Origin of the sequence: Helicobacter anseris (assembly GCF_003364335.1) — a bacterium.
GTDB lineage: Bacteria > Campylobacterota > Campylobacteria > Campylobacterales > Helicobacteraceae > Helicobacter_H > Helicobacter_H anseris.
Map to the genome: position 1 here is coordinate 1 of NZ_NXLX01000015.1, position 15,857 is coordinate 15,857.

Sequence of the window (15,857 nt, forward strand, 5' to 3'; positions counted from 1 at the left end):
TAAAAACTTATCTAGTAGGTCCATTTAATAATCAAGAAGAAGCTAATAATGCTAAAGAGAGTTTAGAGAAAGCAAGAAAGCTTTTAGATTCTCAAACAAGAGTGGTTGTTATAAGATAGACTAGTATTAAAAAGTAGAATGATTTTTCTCTTCTTCTGCAACCTTCAAACAAATATTCTATATTATTTTTTACTTTAAATATTTGTTTTAAACAACAAAAATAAAACTCCTTAGTTTAAGTGGTGGTTGGAGAGGGAAAGAGGAACTATTTGGAGGTTTTATGAAAAATCAATCGGGTCAATGTCAATCTCAAAATTTCTTTGCGAATGAAGGAGTTTTTGAAGAATTTTGATTGTTTGGGTGATTTTGTAGCTTCTTAATAAAATATGATAACGATAGATATTACCTATTTTTTCAATGCCTGATTTTCCATATCCTACAACCTCAAAAATATCTGTCTGATTTTTGATAAGAGATAAAATATTTTGCATATTACTTTTTGCTAGGTTTTCTTCTTTGTTTTCAAAATGCAAAATCACAAGTTTTGTAAATGGAGGATAGAACTCTTTTCTATTTTGCAATTCATAATCCAAAAAATCTTGATAATCTAGTAGATATTCTCTTAAAAATACCGCATTGAGACTTTGAATTACAACTTTTCCATTTTCTTTTCTACCGCTTCTTCCTGCAACTTGATAAATTAAACTAAAGGTTTTTTCTGTACATCTAAAATCAGGACTTTTTAGAAGATAGTCGATTTCTAGAATAATTGCGAGTTTTACATTATGAAAATCATGACCTTTTGCAATCATTTGTGTGCCAATGAGGATTTGGGTTTTTTTCTTTGAAAAATCACTCAATAGCTGCTTGAGTTTTTTTTCTGTGTTGGCATGATCTTTATCAAAAATCGCAATTTCTATATCTGGAAAATTATTTTGTAAATCTATGGCAAGTTGCGCTGTTCCTATTCTTTTTGAAATAAAATCAGTGGCATTGCAAGTAGGACATTTTTCAGGGATTGGCATAGAAAAATTGCAATAATGACAAAGCATCATATTTTTTTTATGATGCAAACTCATTGCCACACTGCAATATTTACACATTATTGTATTGCCACATTTATTGCAAAGAAGAGTTTTGAAATTTGCTCTTGTAGGAGCAAATATGATAATTTGCTCATCTCTTTTTAGAGTTTCTGCAATAAGATTTAGAAGTTTTTGATTCAAAACTTCAGTTGATATGTCAAACTCAATATTTTTTTTTGAATCAAAAAAAGTTCCTTTTAATCGAAAAATACTTTTTTCTTTTGATGCTAGATAGTAGCTTTGGATACTAGGGGTAGCTGATCCTAACACTACTTTAATATCTGTTTGTTTTGCTAGAAATATACAGAGGTCTTTGGCATTATATCTTGGCTTATTCTGGGATTTGTAGGCATCATCATGTTCTTCATCAACAATGATAATTCCTAGATTCTGCAATGGTAAAAAAAGCGCACTTCTAGCACCCGCAATAATTTTTATTTCTCCATTTTGCAATCGCTTTAAAATCTCTTGTTTTTTTTTGTTTGTAATCTTGCTATGCCATATTCCAACAATATCTCCAAATGCATCTTTTAATCTCTTTTCTGTTTGTGGAGTGAGTGAAATTTCTGGCATAAGAAATAATGCTTGTTTGTTTTGATTTAAAATTTTTGTAATAAGATGAAAAAATATTTCAGTTTTGCCACTACCTGTATCTCCAAAAAGTAAAGATAAATTTTTATTCTCACAAAAAAGCAATGCTTTTTGTTGCTGTTGATTGAGTGTTTTTAGATGATATGCTATTTTTGGAGATATTGCATTATCTGTATTTTTTTCTTGTGGTGTGAAGATACCAAAAGTTTCTCCATAACTTGTGCAGTAATATTGTGCAATAAAATTAGCCAATTTTATTTGTATGGAAGTGAAATAAAAATTTGTTTTTTCTACCTCTTTACATTGAAATGATGGCTTAGCTGTAGATTCTATGACAACCCCAAAGGTATTTTTATTTTTTAGTTTTAAGGCAACAATTTCATATTTTTCTAAGGGATTTTGTGATGCGTAGGTTAGCAAAGGAGCATTGGATTTTAATAGAGCAATAAGATAATAAAACATTACAATGTAATTTTTGCGATAATATCTTGTATCTGGGTATTTTGCAAGGCTTCTTTTTGGATTTTTTGTAAATAAAGCATTAGAAGTTCTTGAGTTTTGAGATTTTTATCCCCAAAAGTTTCAACAAGATCTTGTTTGATAGAATCTGCAAAATTTTTTAAATCAAGTTCAAATTGTTTGTCTTCAATTTTGATGATGAGTTTGTTGTCCATTTTTATAATACTGATTGGATTTTTTCATAAATTTTTTGCACCTCAGAATCTTTTTGTGCAATTTGCTCATAGAGTTGAGATATTTGTCTGTCTTTTTCTTCATTTTGTGTTGTGAGTGTTGTGATTTTTAATCGCAGGGCTTGTAGCTCGTTTTTTTGTTCTTGGATAGTCTGTAAGAGTTCATCAACTTTGGTATTTAATTTTTCTAATAACATTATTTTTCCTACATAATTTTTGCTTAAAGTATAGCAATTTAAATTATAAATTTTGCTCCTCTTGTATGGCTTTATTTTCAATTCTCAAAAGATCTTTAAACCATTCTTCAAAGTTTTTTGCAATTTTTTCTTTCTCTAAAAAACTCGTATTATATACTGCCCCATCTTCACAATCAATACTTACAATGGTATTGAGATATTCATCAAAATGTATAGCAATTTCTGTTTGCTTAAATAGAGGGTGATCTTTTCTATATCTTTTTGTTACACCTATGACACAAGGATAGTCATCAATATTTTCAAAACTTTCTAAAAATCCATAGACTTCATAGTATTCCCCATCATAATATCCTATATTATTTATAAATTTTGCATAATCCTTAGGAAGCGTAATTTTTAGAGAATCTTCAATAGTTTTTACTCTATTTATCATTTTATTCCTTATCTGATTCTTTTGGTATTTTAGAAGTATAGTAGAATTACAGCTTTTTTGGAGGCTTGAAATGATTTGGATTTTTATAGGGGCATTTTTTGAGGTGCTTTGGGCATTGGGATTAAAGTATGCAACTGGAAGTATTATTGGAATCTTAGGAATTGTATTGTGTGTGATATGTTCGTTTTTTTGTGCAATCCAAGCTTGTAAAAAAATGGAAGTGGGTAGTGCCTATGCTATTTTTGTAGGACTTGGTGCTGCTGCTTTAACAAGTATTGATATGTTTATCAATGGTTTGCATTATGCAAAATTATTCTTGATTTTTATCTTGTTATGTGGTGTGTTGGGTATTAAAATCGCTCAAAATAAGGAGGGGTAATGCATTGGATATTTTTGATTTTTGCTGGGTGTTTTGAGGTATTGGGTATTTTGACGATGAAAAAGGTTTCAAGCAAAAAGGGAAAAAGTTTTTGGTTATGGCTTTGTGTATTGTTACTAGTTTTTGCTTGTTCTTTATCTTTATTGTCTTTGGCTATGAGAGAAATTGATATTAGTGTAGCATATGCAGTTTGGACTGGTATAGGTGCAGTTGGTGGTGTAGTGATGGCAAGAATTATCTATCAAGAGAAAATTACCCTATTAAAAGGAGTTTGTCTTTTTGTGATTATTGCTTCAGTAATTGGGTTGAAATTGTTGGGATAAGAGAATATTTGTATAATTCTTTTTTTATTTTAAATATTTTGGGGGACTAAAATGCCAAAATTTATTTTAGATTCTAGCTATGCGCCTGCAGGAGATCAAGCTCAAGCGATAGAAAAACTTGTAGAGAGTATCAATCACAATCATCAATATCAAACACTCATAGGAGTTACAGGGAGTGGCAAAACCTATACTATGGCAAATATTATTGCTAGGTTAAATATGCCTACATTGATTATGAGTCATAACAAAACTTTATGCGCACAGCTTTATAGTGAATTTAAGGGTTTTTTTCCAAAAAATCATGTGGAATATTTCATTTCTCACTTTGATTATTATCAGCCAGAAGCATATATTCCAAGAAGGGATTTGTTTATTGAAAAAGATTCGAGTATCAATGAGGATTTAGAGAGATTGCGTCTTAGTGCTACCACTTCTCTTTTGGCATATGATGATGTGATTGTTGTAGCTAGTGTATCAGCAAATTATGGTTTAGGAAATCCTGAAGAATATCTTCAAATGATTGAAAAAATTCAAGTAGGTGAAAAGCGTAAATACAAAGAATTCTTATTAAAACTTGTAGATATGGGATATAGTCGAAATGACACTTTTTTTGAGAGAGGTAACTTTAGAGTTAGTGGAGAGAGTGTGGATATTTTCCCAGCATATAATGAGGTGGAATTTGTAAGGGTTGAATTTTTTGATGATGAGATTGAGCGTATTGCACTTTTTGATAGCATTGAAAGAAAGGAAGTAAAAAGACTTGATAGCCATGTGATTTATGCTGCAAATCAATTTATCGTAGGATATGAGCGTCAAAAAATTGCATTGCGAAACATAGAAGAAGAATTGCATCAAAGACTTGCTTTTTTTGAAAAAGAAGGCAAGATGATTGAATACAATCGTTTAAAATCTCGCACAGAATTTGATTTAGAGATGATACAAGCAAGCGGGATTTGTAAGGGTATTGAAAATTATGCAAGACATCTGACAGGAAAAAAAGAGGGTGAAACACCCTATTCTTTACTAGATTACTTTGAGCAAAAGAAAAAGCCTTATTTAATTATCATTGATGAATCTCATGTTTCTTTGCCCCAGTTTGGAGGTATGTATGCAGGTGATAGAAGTAGAAAGGAAGTGCTTGTAGAATATGGTTTTAGGCTTCCTAGTGCTCTAGATAATCGCCCCTTACAGTTTGAAGAATTCATCCATAAGGCCCCACATTTTTTATTTGTTTCAGCTACTCCAGCACAAAAAGAATTAGAATTATCTCAAGGTAATATTGCAGAGCAGATTATTAGACCCACAGGGCTTTTAGATCCTATCTATGAAGTGAGAGATAGCGATAATCAAGTGCAGGATTTGTTTGATGAAATCAAGCAAGTAATCGCAAGAAAGGAGCGGGTTTTAATCACTACTTTAACAAAAAAAATGGCAGAAGAGCTTAGTAAATATTATGCAGAATTGGGAATTAAAATCCAGTATATGCATAGTGATATTGATGCAATCGAACGTAATCACCTCATCAGATTGTTAAGGCTTGGTGAGTTTGATGTGCTTGTGGGAATCAATCTTTTAAGAGAGGGGTTGGATTTGCCAGAAGTGAGTCTAGTCGCAATTATGGATGCGGATAAAGAAGGGTTTTTGAGAAGTGAAACAAGTCTTATACAAACGATGGGGAGAGCTGCGAGAAATGTGAATGGGAAAGTAATTTTATATGCAAAAACCATTACCAAATCAATGCAAAAAGCTATGGATATCACTGATTATCGTCGTAAAAAACAGCAAGAACACAATAAGAAATATAACATTACACCAAAATCCGTGGCAAGAAATCTTGAAGATGAATTAAAATTAGAATCTAGTGCAAATCTTTATGAAAAAACCTCTAAAAAGAACAAGATTCCAAAAGCAGAGAGAGATAGTATTATCAAAGAGTTAAATAAAAAAATGCTAGAAGCTTCTAAAAGACTTGATTTTGAAGAAGCTGCAAGATTGCGTGATGAAATCGCCAGGATTAGAAGTATGTAGATTATGAAATTAGAAAAATTTGATTATATTGAGTATATAGCTAAGTTGATTGAAGATTCTTATCGTGTAAATGCATATAATCAAGAATATGTATAGTTTATTTAAATTCTTGTTACTCACTCGTTATATCATTCTGACAACCATTATTATTTAATGGTAATAAAACTTTAAAAGGAACTTTATGAAAAAAGTTATTTTTGCATTGGCATTTGTGGGGTTATTGTTTGGTCATGATTTTTCAAAGATGAGCAATGAAGAGTTGATAGGTATTGCTGGTAAGGTTGATGTAAAAGAAGTTGCAGATTATCAAATTGAATTGCATAAGAGAATCAAGGAGATGAAAAAAGCAGATGCAAAAGAATTCCATAAAAAATTAAAAGAAGCAACAGAAAAAAATACAGAAAATATGACTTTAAAAGAATTTAAAGAAAGAATGGAAGCAATTAAACAAGCAGTAGGTGAGCGTATCAAAACAATGAGCAAAGAAGAGTGCAAAAAAAGTGGTTTATGTCATTTTTATAAACACTTAGATCATAAAAAAGAAGCATGTCCTCATCATGATGATAAACCAAAGGATAAAAAATCTAAAAAAGATAAGTAATTTTTCATAACAACTTTGATTTAGTATAATGCTTCAAATATAAAAAGAGGTAATCTTATGAAAGTAGTTTTGAGGCATTATACACCAATAGAAATTTGTTCCTTATCCATTAGAACTTGCTGGCAGAGTTTTGATAAAAGTGATAATGGTGGTGAAAAAGATATGGCTTTAATTGATAGGGTGGGTAATAAAAATAAACATTCTAGTACGCTAGAACATTTGTATTATAACTTCTATATTCAGGATATTAGTCGTGCTTGTTTGCAAGAACTAGCAAGGCATAGAATCGCAAGTCTTAGCGTAAAATCAACACGATATACACTCAAAGAACTCAAAGAAGAAGAGACATTTCTACCACTTAGCGATATAAATAAAAAGCGAGCTGAAAGATTTTTGGTTTTTACTAAAAATACATTAGTTGATGAGGCATCGATACAGGCCTTAGAAAAATTACGATGCATTCTTGTAGATGGAGTATCTAATGATATTGCAAAATATGCCTTACCAGAAAGCTATAAAACAGAATTGGCTTGGAGTATCAATGCAAGGAGTTTGCAAAACTTCTTAGAATTAAGAAGCTCTAAATCAGCGCTTTGGGAGATTAGGGAGCTTTCAAATGCGGTTTTTGAAGCATTGCCACAAGAACATAAATTTATTTTTGTTGAAAAGATGCAAGATTGCAAACAATAATTTTAATCGATACATTTGGTTTTTTATTTCGTAGTTTTTATGCATTACCCCCATTAAGAAATAAAGATGGATTCCCTACAGGTCTTTTGATGGGGTTTGCAAATTTATTGATGAATGTTTATAAGGATAATAATATTGATTATGTAATTTTTGCACTTGAGGGCGAGAATAATTATCGAAAAAAAATTTATCCTCAGTATAAAGCAACGCGTCAAGAGTTACCACAAGATCTTTTATTGCAGCTGCCTATTGCCATAGGTTGGATTGAAAAAATGGGGTTAAAGAGCATTAGTATGGAGGGGTATGAAGCAGATGATGTGATTGCCTCGCTTAGCCAACATGCGGTAAAAAAAGGGTTTAATGTTGAAATTTGGAGTCATGATAAAGATTTATATCAACTTATTGATGAAAACATTTATCTTTTTGATCCTATAAAAAAAATACAAATTAGAGAGGAGCAATGCTTCTTAAAGTTTGGTGTATATCCTAAAAATTTTATCGAATATCAAAGTTTGGTTGGTGATAGTAGTGATAATATTCCAGGTATTGAAGGTATTGGTCCTAAAACAGCACAAAAAATTATTCAAAACTTTCATAATATAGACAATTTATATAACAATCTTGATTCTCTAGCAGAAGTTGTAAGCAAAAAAACAGCACAAAAAATTGAGGAAAATAAAGAGATTGTTTATTTAAGCAAAGAGCTTGTAACTTTAAAAAAAGATTTATTTGAAGATTTTGATTTTTTAAGTGCAAGGATTCCTGAAGAAAATCCATTAGAAAAAATTGTAGATGATTTTGAATATTATGAGTTTTATAAACTTTTACAACGAATAAAAAAACTTCCCATAACTACTTCTATTAAGACAATTCGTGCTAAGGGTATGGGGGGTATAGGATATATTCCTCCATCAGAATCTAAATTTTCCTTTAAATCAAATTTGCTTACCGATAAAAAAAGTCTTTTTGCATTATTGGATAGTATCCCAGATGATGCTATTGTTGCATTTGATAGTGAAACAGATTCTTTAGATGCAATTCATGCAAAAATGGTGGGTTTTAGTTTTTGTTTTGATGGAGTTAATGGTTATTATGTTCCTATTGCTCATAATTATCTAGGGGTAGGTAATCAGATTGATTTTGATAGTGCAAAAGAAGCTATACAAAAATTATTTACCCATTCTCTTATTGGACATAATATTAAGTTTGATTTATTGGTGGTTTATGGAAACTTTGGAATCTTGCCTCCAAAAAATCTACAAGATACGATGGTGCTAGGTTGGTTGGTAGATAGTGCAAGTGTTGTGGGTTTAGATGCGATGATGGAGCGTTTATTTTCACACAAGATGATTCCTTTTGAAGATGTTGTAGAAAAGAATAAAACTTTTGATAGTGTGGATATTAAAAAAGCAAGTGAATATGCCAGTGAAGATGCTGTTGCAACATATCAGCTTTATTTTAAGCTTTTAGATGTGATTGAAGAGAAAGATTTAGATTTTTTAAAAGATTTGGCTAAAGATTTGGAATATCCATTTGTTGAAATTTTGTTTTGTATGGAGCGAGATGGAATCAAGATTGATGTGGATTGGTTTGAAAATTTAAAAGTAGATTTGAGTGCTAAAATTTCTCAAAAAGAGGGTGAAATTTTTGTTCATGCCAATCAAATCTTTAATCTGAATTCTCCAAAACAACTCTCTGAGGTCTTGTTTAATAATCTTAAACTTCGAAAGGTAAGGCAGATAAAAGGTGGTTATAGCACAGATGAACAAACTTTAGAGGAGATTTATCACGATCATCCTATTGTGCCTTGTATCATGCAATACAGAGAGTTGTTTAAGCTTAAAAATACTTATGTAGAACCTTTGTTAAAATTAAAGACACAAGAAAATAGGATTCATACATCTTTTTTGCAAACAGGAACCACTACGGGGAGATTGAGTTCAAAATCACCAAATTTGCAAAATATCCCTGTGAGAAGTGATTTAGGAAGACAGATTCGAAGAGGTTTTATTGCTACTAGCGGTAAAAAACTCCTAAGTGTGGATTATTCACAAATTGAATTAAGACTATTGGCACATTTTTCTAAGGATGCAAGTTTAGTGCAAGGTTTTTGTGAAGATGTAGATGTGCATTTGAAAACCGCAGAGATGATTTTTTCTAAAGATGAGGCAAGAGAGAAGCGTCATATTGCTAAAAGCATTAACTTTGGTCTTATTTATGGTATGGGTGCAAAAAAGCTTTCCCAAACTTTAAAAATAAAAATTACAGAAGCCAAAGAATATATTGAGCGTTATTTTGCTTCATTTCCTACAGTAAAACATTTTTTAGAAGAGCAAAAAGAAATGATTTTACAAAATGGTTATGCACAAACTTTATTGGGACATAGGCGCTATTTTAATTTTGATGGAGCTACGGATTTTGTAAAGGGTAATTATTTGCGTGAAGGAATCAACTCAATTTTTCAAGGAAGTGCAGCAGATCTTATAAAGCTTTCAATGCTAAAAATCTATCAAAAATACAATAATGATTCTATAAAAATGCTTTTACAAGTTCATGATGAATTGATTTTTGAAGTAAGTGAGGAAGAGGTAGTTGAGGTTGGCAAAGATATTGAAGCAATTATGAATAATATTTATAAACTTAATGTCCCATTAAAATGCGGTGTTAGCATAGGGGATAATTGGGCAGAATTGAAATAATATTACCCTAAGGCATTTTGAGTTTTTCTAAGAGAGTTTGTGTTCCTATTTTATTTTCAAATTTATAGCCAAGGCTTTGTAGGGTTTGTTCAAGGGCTGTTATTGTTTGGATTAAATCTTCATTATGGATATATCCTAAGGTTCCAATACGAAAGATTTTTTCTTCAAGTTCTTGCTGGCCACTAGCAATAATAATATTGTAATTTTCTTGTAAGTGTTTGATAATATCTTGGGCCTTAATACCATTTGGAGGGATGATAGAAGTAGTGGCATAGCTTGCGTGTGCATCATCTTTTACAAAAAGTTCTAATCCCATAGCTCTGATGGCATCTCTTAGTGCAAATGTGTGCTTTTTATGCTTATGATATAGATTCTCAAGACCAATATTTTTGATAATCCTCAAAGATTCTAAAAGTCCAAAAATAAGATTTATAGAAGGGGTAAATGGCGTAGTATTTTTCTTTAAGGCTTCTTTGTGTAGAGAAAAATTAAAATAAAAACTTGGAAAGAGGCATTTTTTGTGTATTTCATAAGCTTTTGCACTTAGGGCTAAAAAGGATAAGCCAGAGGGTAGCATCAATCCTTTTTGAGAACCAGAAATAAGTATATCAATCCCCCATTCATCCATTTTGCATGGCATTGCGCAAATGCTTGAAATACCATCAACAATGCATAAAGATTCTGTTTTTTTAATAATTGCACAAAGAGATTGCAAATCATTTGCTACTCCTGTTGATGTTTCACTATGAGTGAGTGTGATGGCTTTGTAGGGTTTATGTAAGCTTAAATGATCTTGCAACATTTTTGGAGTGATAACTTCTCCAAAATTACAAGAGAGAATATCTACCTCAGCTCCTCTTAGCTTTGCAATTTCTGCCCATCTTTCTCCAAATTTTCCAGTCACAAGACAAAGGATTCTATCTTTTGGATTTAAAATATTTTCTAATGCCCCACACATTGCACCAGTTCCACTTGAAGCAAAGATAAAAACATCATTTTTGGTTTGGAATATGTATTTGAGGTTTGTATAGATTTCTTGCATGATAGAGGTAAATTCATCGCTTCTATGTTTGATGGGTTGTCTTGCTATTGCTTTTAAGATGGATTGAGGAATAGGTGTTGGACCAGGTATCATCATTAAGGGGTTTTTCTTTGGCATTTGGATTCCTAGTAAATTTAAGAATATATAATTTTATAAAAGAAATAGAGCTTTTGGGTTATAAGTGATGCATTTTAAAAAGATTTATATAGAGTTGAGTGATATTTGTGGATTGCAATGTAGTTTTTGTCCAAATCAAAAGGCTGTGCGAGGCTTGATGTCTCAGGAGTTATTTGCAAAAATAGTAAGACAAATAAGAGGGAAGTGCCATAGAGTTTGCTTGCATATTTTAGGAGATCCTTGCAGAATAAAAAATCTTAAAGAGTATTTGGATATTTTAAGACAAAATGATTTATCTGTGGATTTAGTAACAAGTGGTTTTTACTTAAAAGATAAAGAAAGTTTATTGCATCCCGCAATACATCAGATTGCCTTTTCTCTTGATGCAGGTTTTGATAAAAATAACCCTACAAAAGAAGGTTATTTACAAGATATTTTAGAGTTTTGTGATTTTAAAAGAAAGCAACAAAATAAGATTTTTATCAATCTAAGAGTGCAAGATACAACATTAAAAAGAATACCACTTCAGCAAATTTTTGATTTTTTTAAAAAAACAATACCCAATGATTTTAAGACTTTTGAGCGTATTAAGCTTGATGAATATATTTTTTTAAATATTACAAAAACCTTTATTTGGGCAGATTTAAAAATGCAAAATATTTGTCATACTAAAAAATGCCACGCTCTAAAAGAGCAAATAGGTATTTTATCAAATGGAATAGTAGTGCCTTGTTGTATTGATACTCAAGGAGAGATTGCTTTGGGTAATGTGAATAAGCAGAGTTTAGATGAAATATTGTCTTCTAAAAGAGCTATTGCAATAAAAAAAGGCTTTGAACAAAATATTGCTATTGAAGAATTGTGTAAAAGATGCCATTTCCCTACCACAAGAAGTAGTAACTAAACTTTTATAAAAAATGGTATGATTTTATAAGTTTTATCCTTTTAATTTTTGAGGTTTTGATGTCAAATTTATCACAAATTGATCAGGTGACAAGCCTGCATAAAAATAATGAATTGCAATTGTTTTGTTTTCGATTAGAAGAAGATAAAGATTTGTATGCTGTTAATGTTTTTAAGATTAGAGAAGTTATCAAATATGATGGAAATTTAAGTGTTGTTAGCTATGAGGATAATACACTTATTGATGGGCTTATTAGTATAAGAGATATGACTTTACCTCTAGTAGATATGCGTAAGTGGTTTCATTATGATTCTAATAATCCTCAAAGAAGCTTATTGCCATATAAAATTGAGCATTCAGAGAGACAAAATGATGTGATAATGATATGCGAATTCTCAAGATGGACTATAGGGGTTCGTATCTATGAGGCTGATAGAATTTTGTCAAAAAAATGGACAGAAATGGAGCAGAGCATAGGTATAACAGGAAATGCTCAAAATAATAAAATTGTAAGTCATACAAGATATTTTGATGGTAGATTGGTTCAGGTTGTGGATATAGAGAGAATGCTTATAGATGTTTTCCCTTGGATTGAAAAAGAAAAAGAATCTGAGATTATCCGACTAAAAAAGATTGATAGTAAAAAGACAATATTATTAGCAGAAGATAGTCCTACGATGTTAAAAACTATGGGATTGATTTTGGATAAATTGGGATTGAAACATTTTGATTTTATCAATGGTCAGAAACTTTTAGATTATCTTTTTTCCCCACAAACAAATATTGCAGATATCGGTTTAATTATTACAGATTTAGAAATGCCAGAAGTAAGTGGTTTTGAAGTTATTAAGCAAAGTAAGAATAATTCTTTAACTTCGCATATTCCTATTATTGTAAATTCATCAATGAGTGGAAGTAGTAATGAGGAAATGGCACTCTCTTTAAAGGCTGATTATTTTATTTCAAAATCAAATCCGGTTGAAATGGAAGCAGTAATTAGAGAGCTTTTATTAGGTGAATGATGGATTATTTTAAAATCCCATCTCCTTGTTATGTGCTTGAAAAGGAGCTTTTAGAACACAATCTTGAGATTTTAGATTCTGTTCAAAAGGCTAGCGGAGCAAAGATTTTGCTTGCTTTAAAGGGTTTTGCTTTTTGGAGGAGTTTTGAGCTTGCGCGTAAATATCTAAGCGGGACTACAGCAAGTGGCATCAATGAGGCAATGCTTGGATTTGAAGAGTTTGGTGGAAGAGAGATTGATAAAGATATTTGCGTGTTTTCTCCTGCATATAAGGAGGAGGAAATTGATGCTCTTTTACCCATCGCTACTCATATTATTTTTAATTCTTTTTATCAGTGGCAAAAATTTAAAGCAAAAATTGCAGATAAGAATTTACAATTAGAAAAATTGGGTTTAAAAAAGATTGAGGTAGGATTGAGAGTAAATCCGCTTTATAGTGAAGTGCAACCAGAAATTTATAATCCTTGTATCAAAGGCAGTCGTTTGGGTATTACTCCCAGTGAGTTTAAAAATGGCGTGGAAATGTATGGTCTTGATGGGATTGATGGGATTCATTTTCATACGCATTGTGAGCAAAATGCTGATGCACTTAAAAGGACTTTAGAGCATTTTATCCAGCATTTTGGAGATTTTGTTACCCAAATGCAATGGGTAAATTTTGGTGGAGGGCATCATATAACAAGAAAAGATTATAATCTTGGTTTATTAAATAGCATTATTATAGACTTTAAATCACAATTTAATGATATTGAAGTATTTTTAGAACCAGGAGAAGCAGTAGGCTGGGAGTGCGGTTTTTTAATAGGTGAAGTGATTGATATTGTTTATAATGGAATGTTTATAGCGATATTAGATGTTTCTGCAAGTGCTCATATGCCAGATTGTTTAGAGATGCCTTATCGACCTAGAGTAAGAAAAATTTCACAACATACAAAAGAAATACAATGTGATTTAGGGGAAAATGCAGGTAAATATTCTTATAGGTTTGGTGGGCCAACTTGTTTGGCTGGAGATGTAATAGGGGATTATAGCTTCGATACACCATTGCAGATTGGAGATCGCGTAATTTTTGAGGATATGATTCATTATACAATTGTTAAAAATACAACTTTCAATGGCATACCACTACCTTCTTTAGGAATGATAGATAAAGAAGATTTTAAGGTATTAAAGACTTTTAATTATCTTGATTACAAAAATCGTAATGGATAATGATATTATTGTTGGCTTAGGGGGGCACATAGATCATGGCAAAACCTCATTGATTAAATGTCTTAATGGTTTTGATGGTGATGAGAGTGCTGAGGAAAAAGAGAGGGGAATTACTCTTGATATCAGTTTTTCAGATTTAAAAACACCAAAAAGAAATATTGCTTTTATCGATGTTCCTGGACATCAAAAACTTATAAAAAATATGATAGCAGGTGCTTTTGGAATTGATGTTTTGCTTTTGGTAGTGGCTTATGATGATGGTATTATGCCTCAGACAATAGAGCACCTCGAAATTGCAAATTTTTTGGGAATCAAGCAGGCTATTTGTGTAATTACAAAGATAGATTTATGTGATGATGAAGAAAAATTAAAAGGATTGCATCAAGAGATTAAAATATTATTTGATGGTTTTAAGGATATTGCATTAGAAAAGATTGTTTATTTTAGTGTAAAACATAAGCAGTCGCATCAGGTGTTAATCGAAGTTTTAGATAACTTGTCAAAAATAAATAAAAATAGTGCGAATTTTTTTAGATATTACATTGATAGAAGTTTTACTCTAAAAGGGATTGGTAGTGTAGTAAGTGGTAGTGTAGTAAGTGGCAAGATAAGTTGTGATAGCAAGGTTTATATTTGTGAGTTGCAAAAAGAATTACCTATTAAGAGTTTGCAAATGCACAATAAAAATATTTTAGAAGCTTTGCCATCGCATCGAGTTGCAATCAGTATCGGAGGGGTTTCTAGTGGAGAGTTGCAAAGGGGTTATTTAATCACACAAAAAGGATTTTTGAGGGGTTTTGATGTGATTGATGTTGTCTTGTTTCCTTTATATGATGAGGAATTACATAATAAATCTTTTCAATTTTTTATTGGCACAAAGCGTTGTAAAGTTAAAGTATTTGTTTTATATCGTGAGAATGATAGGGTTTTTGCTACATTAAAAACTGATGAAAAGATTTTTTCTATATTTAAAGAGAAGTTTATTTTACGAGATGAGCAAAAAAATGTTGCAGGTGGAATGGTTTTAAATCCTATTGCAGATCCCATAAAAAAATCTCAAAAGATATTATTGCTTAATGCTTTGTTGCAAGAAGATTTTTTAGGTGCTTTTGGTTTATTTTCTTTGGCACATAAGCGTGGTTTTGGTCTGATATCCTCGATGCAGAGATTTGGTCTAGAGCATAAAGAAGTTGTGGAAATAGCAAAAAAGGTTTCTAAAAGTTTTTTTGATGAAAGGAATTTAGTTTTATTCCATCAAGAGAGTTTAGAGTTTTTAAAAAAAGCAATATTAGATATTTTTAATAAAAATTCATTAGCGCTTTTATCTTCAAAAACATTGAGTTTTAAGATTACTTGGGCGAGTGAGGGTGTCTTATCTTTTGTTTTAGAGGAGTTATTGCAGAGCGGGCAAATTGCAAAAAAACACAATCTCTTTATCAGTAATGTTAATAAAATAGGAGATTTACAAACATATGTTCGTGATAAAATTTATGGAATCTTACTTGATGAGGGGTTGAGTCCTAGAGCACCGTATAATATTTATGATTCTTTAGATATTGATAGAAAAAGTGGTGATGACGCTTTAAAGGCATTGTGTGCATCTCAAAAAGTAGTGCGACTGACACATAATTTATTTGTTTCTTCTTGGGCTTTGCAAAATGCATTAAAACAAATGCGAGAGTTATTGCAGAGAAATGGATATTTGGATTTAGAAATTTTAAGGAATTCTTGGGGAATTAGCCGTAAATATCTTGTTGCTTATTTAGATTATTTAGATGGATTTTCTGATATATTAAATGATTGTGGTAAAAGAGTCTTGCGTTATGCTCACTAGATAATTTTG

The 15,857-nt window shown here is 31.1% G+C and carries 15 protein-coding genes; 10 read left to right on the forward strand and 5 right to left on the reverse strand.

The window, feature by feature from the left end; translation table 11 throughout:
- Nucleotides 1-278: 278 nt before the first annotated feature.
- Genes CQA57_RS06075 through CQA57_RS06090 form a run of 4 tightly spaced genes read right to left on the reverse strand, consistent with a single transcriptional unit; the run spans nt 279 to nt 3,175 of the window.
- Nucleotides 279-2,138 (reverse strand): primosomal protein N', encoded by a 1,860-nt coding sequence (locus CQA57_RS06075; RefSeq protein WP_115579344.1) that lies wholly within the window; start codon nt 2,136-2,138, stop codon nt 279-281.
- Nucleotides 2,138-2,350 (reverse strand): hypothetical protein, encoded by a 213-nt coding sequence (locus tag CQA57_RS06080; RefSeq protein WP_115579345.1) that lies wholly within the window; start codon nt 2,348-2,350, stop codon nt 2,138-2,140. The genes CQA57_RS06075 and CQA57_RS06080 overlap by 1 nt, the downstream gene beginning before the upstream one ends.
- A gap of 2 nt (nt 2,351-2,352) precedes the next feature.
- Nucleotides 2,353-2,565, reverse strand: a complete 213-nt coding sequence (locus CQA57_RS06085; protein ID WP_115579346.1) for a DUF904 domain-containing protein — start codon at nt 2,563-2,565, stop codon at nt 2,353-2,355.
- Between the two features lie 43 nt (nt 2,566-2,608).
- Entirely contained in the window at nt 2,609-3,175 is a 567-nt protein-coding gene (locus tag CQA57_RS06090) for an SMI1/KNR4 family protein (protein ID WP_342767477.1), read from the reverse strand.
- Between CQA57_RS06090 and CQA57_RS06095 the strand changes: the two genes are divergently transcribed.
- The 6 genes from CQA57_RS06095 to polA all read left to right on the forward strand — a co-directional run bounded on the left by CQA57_RS06095 (nt 3,069) and on the right by polA (nt 9,718).
- A complete protein-coding gene (locus CQA57_RS06095) occupies nt 3,069-3,377 on the forward strand; it encodes a DMT family transporter (protein WP_115579348.1) in 309 nt (102 codons plus the stop codon). The two genes, CQA57_RS06090 and CQA57_RS06095, sit on opposite strands and share 107 nt — an antisense overlap.
- Nucleotides 3,377-3,700 (forward strand): DMT family transporter, encoded by a 324-nt coding sequence (locus tag CQA57_RS06100; protein ID WP_115579349.1) that lies wholly within the window; start codon nt 3,377-3,379, stop codon nt 3,698-3,700. Before CQA57_RS06095 ends, CQA57_RS06100 begins: the two co-directional genes overlap by 1 nt.
- Before the next feature lie 51 nt (nt 3,701-3,751).
- Nucleotides 3,752-5,728: an excinuclease ABC subunit UvrB gene (uvrB, locus tag CQA57_RS06105; RefSeq protein ID WP_115579350.1), complete on the forward strand. Its 1,977-nt coding sequence runs from the start codon at nt 3,752-3,754 to the stop codon at nt 5,726-5,728.
- A gap of 181 nt (nt 5,729-5,909) precedes the next feature.
- The gene (locus CQA57_RS06110; protein ID WP_115579351.1) at nt 5,910-6,329 is read left to right on the forward strand and encodes a DUF1104 domain-containing protein; all 420 of its coding nucleotides are present in this window, start codon (nt 5,910-5,912) and stop codon (nt 6,327-6,329) included.
- A 57-nt stretch (nt 6,330-6,386) separates the two neighbouring features.
- Complete coding sequence (thyX, locus tag CQA57_RS06115) at nt 6,387-7,019, forward strand: FAD-dependent thymidylate synthase (RefSeq protein ID WP_115579352.1); 633 nt, start codon at nt 6,387-6,389, stop codon at nt 7,017-7,019.
- Nucleotides 7,007-9,718 carry a DNA polymerase I gene (gene polA / locus CQA57_RS06120; RefSeq protein WP_115579353.1) on the forward strand — a complete coding sequence of 904 codons (2,712 nt, stop codon included), beginning with the start codon at nt 7,007-7,009 and terminating at the stop codon, nt 9,716-9,718. Before thyX ends, polA begins: the two co-directional genes overlap by 13 nt.
- 7 nt (nt 9,719-9,725) lie before the next feature.
- On the opposite strand, the gene CQA57_RS06125 is transcribed toward polA, so the two are convergent.
- Entirely contained in the window at nt 9,726-10,877 is a 1,152-nt protein-coding gene (locus CQA57_RS06125; protein WP_245941867.1) for a pyridoxal-phosphate-dependent aminotransferase family protein, read from the reverse strand.
- A gap of 67 nt (nt 10,878-10,944) precedes the next feature.
- Here CQA57_RS06125 and CQA57_RS06130 point away from each other — a divergent pair, with 67 nt between their 5' ends.
- The 4 genes from CQA57_RS06130 to selB are packed head-to-tail and all read left to right on the forward strand — an operon-like array spanning nt 10,945 to nt 15,848.
- On the forward strand, nt 10,945-11,781 hold the full coding sequence (locus CQA57_RS06130; RefSeq protein WP_170126837.1) for a radical SAM/SPASM domain-containing protein: 837 nt from the start codon (nt 10,945-10,947) through the stop codon (nt 11,779-11,781).
- 56 nt (nt 11,782-11,837) lie between these two features.
- Nucleotides 11,838-12,803, forward strand: a complete 966-nt coding sequence (locus CQA57_RS06135; RefSeq protein WP_115579355.1) for a chemotaxis protein — start codon at nt 11,838-11,840, stop codon at nt 12,801-12,803.
- Nucleotides 12,800-14,014, forward strand: coding sequence for a carboxynorspermidine decarboxylase (gene nspC / locus CQA57_RS06140; protein ID WP_245941868.1), 1,215 nt, complete (start codon nt 12,800-12,802; stop codon nt 14,012-14,014). The genes CQA57_RS06135 and nspC overlap by 4 nt, the downstream gene beginning before the upstream one ends.
- Nucleotides 14,007-15,848 carry a selenocysteine-specific translation elongation factor gene (gene selB / locus CQA57_RS06145; protein ID WP_115579378.1) on the forward strand — a complete coding sequence of 614 codons (1,842 nt, stop codon included), beginning with the start codon at nt 14,007-14,009 and terminating at the stop codon, nt 15,846-15,848. The genes nspC and selB overlap by 8 nt, the downstream gene beginning before the upstream one ends.
- The last annotated feature ends 9 nt before the right edge of the window (nt 15,849-15,857 follow it).

What these genes read in the sequence shown, in the direction of transcription:
- CQA57_RS06075 (WP_115579344.1), bottom strand. Translation starts at nt 2,138, where the DNA reads ATGTTTTATTATCTTATTGCTCTATTAAAATCCAATGCTCCTTTGCTA.
- CQA57_RS06080 (WP_115579345.1), bottom strand. Translation starts at nt 2,350, where the DNA reads ATGGACAACAAACTCATCATCAAAATTGAAGACAAACAATTTGAACTT.
- CQA57_RS06085 (WP_115579346.1), bottom strand. Translation starts at nt 2,565, where the DNA reads ATGTTATTAGAAAAATTAAATACCAAAGTTGATGAACTCTTACAGACT.
- CQA57_RS06095 (WP_115579348.1), top strand. Translation starts at nt 3,069, where the DNA reads ATGATTTGGATTTTTATAGGGGCATTTTTTGAGGTGCTTTGGGCATTG.
- CQA57_RS06100 (WP_115579349.1), top strand. Translation starts at nt 3,377, where the DNA reads ATGCATTGGATATTTTTGATTTTTGCTGGGTGTTTTGAGGTATTGGGT.
- uvrB (WP_115579350.1), top strand. Translation starts at nt 3,752, where the DNA reads ATGCCAAAATTTATTTTAGATTCTAGCTATGCGCCTGCAGGAGATCAA.
- CQA57_RS06110 (WP_115579351.1), top strand. Translation starts at nt 5,910, where the DNA reads ATGAAAAAAGTTATTTTTGCATTGGCATTTGTGGGGTTATTGTTTGGT.
- thyX (WP_115579352.1), top strand. Translation starts at nt 6,387, where the DNA reads ATGAAAGTAGTTTTGAGGCATTATACACCAATAGAAATTTGTTCCTTA.
- CQA57_RS06125 (WP_245941867.1), bottom strand. Translation starts at nt 10,877, where the DNA reads ATGCCAAAGAAAAACCCCTTAATGATGATACCTGGTCCAACACCTATT.
- CQA57_RS06130 (WP_170126837.1), top strand. Translation starts at nt 10,945, where the DNA reads ATGCATTTTAAAAAGATTTATATAGAGTTGAGTGATATTTGTGGATTG.
- nspC (WP_245941868.1), top strand. Translation starts at nt 12,800, where the DNA reads ATGATGGATTATTTTAAAATCCCATCTCCTTGTTATGTGCTTGAAAAG.
- selB (WP_115579378.1), top strand. Translation starts at nt 14,007, where the DNA reads ATGGATAATGATATTATTGTTGGCTTAGGGGGGCACATAGATCATGGC.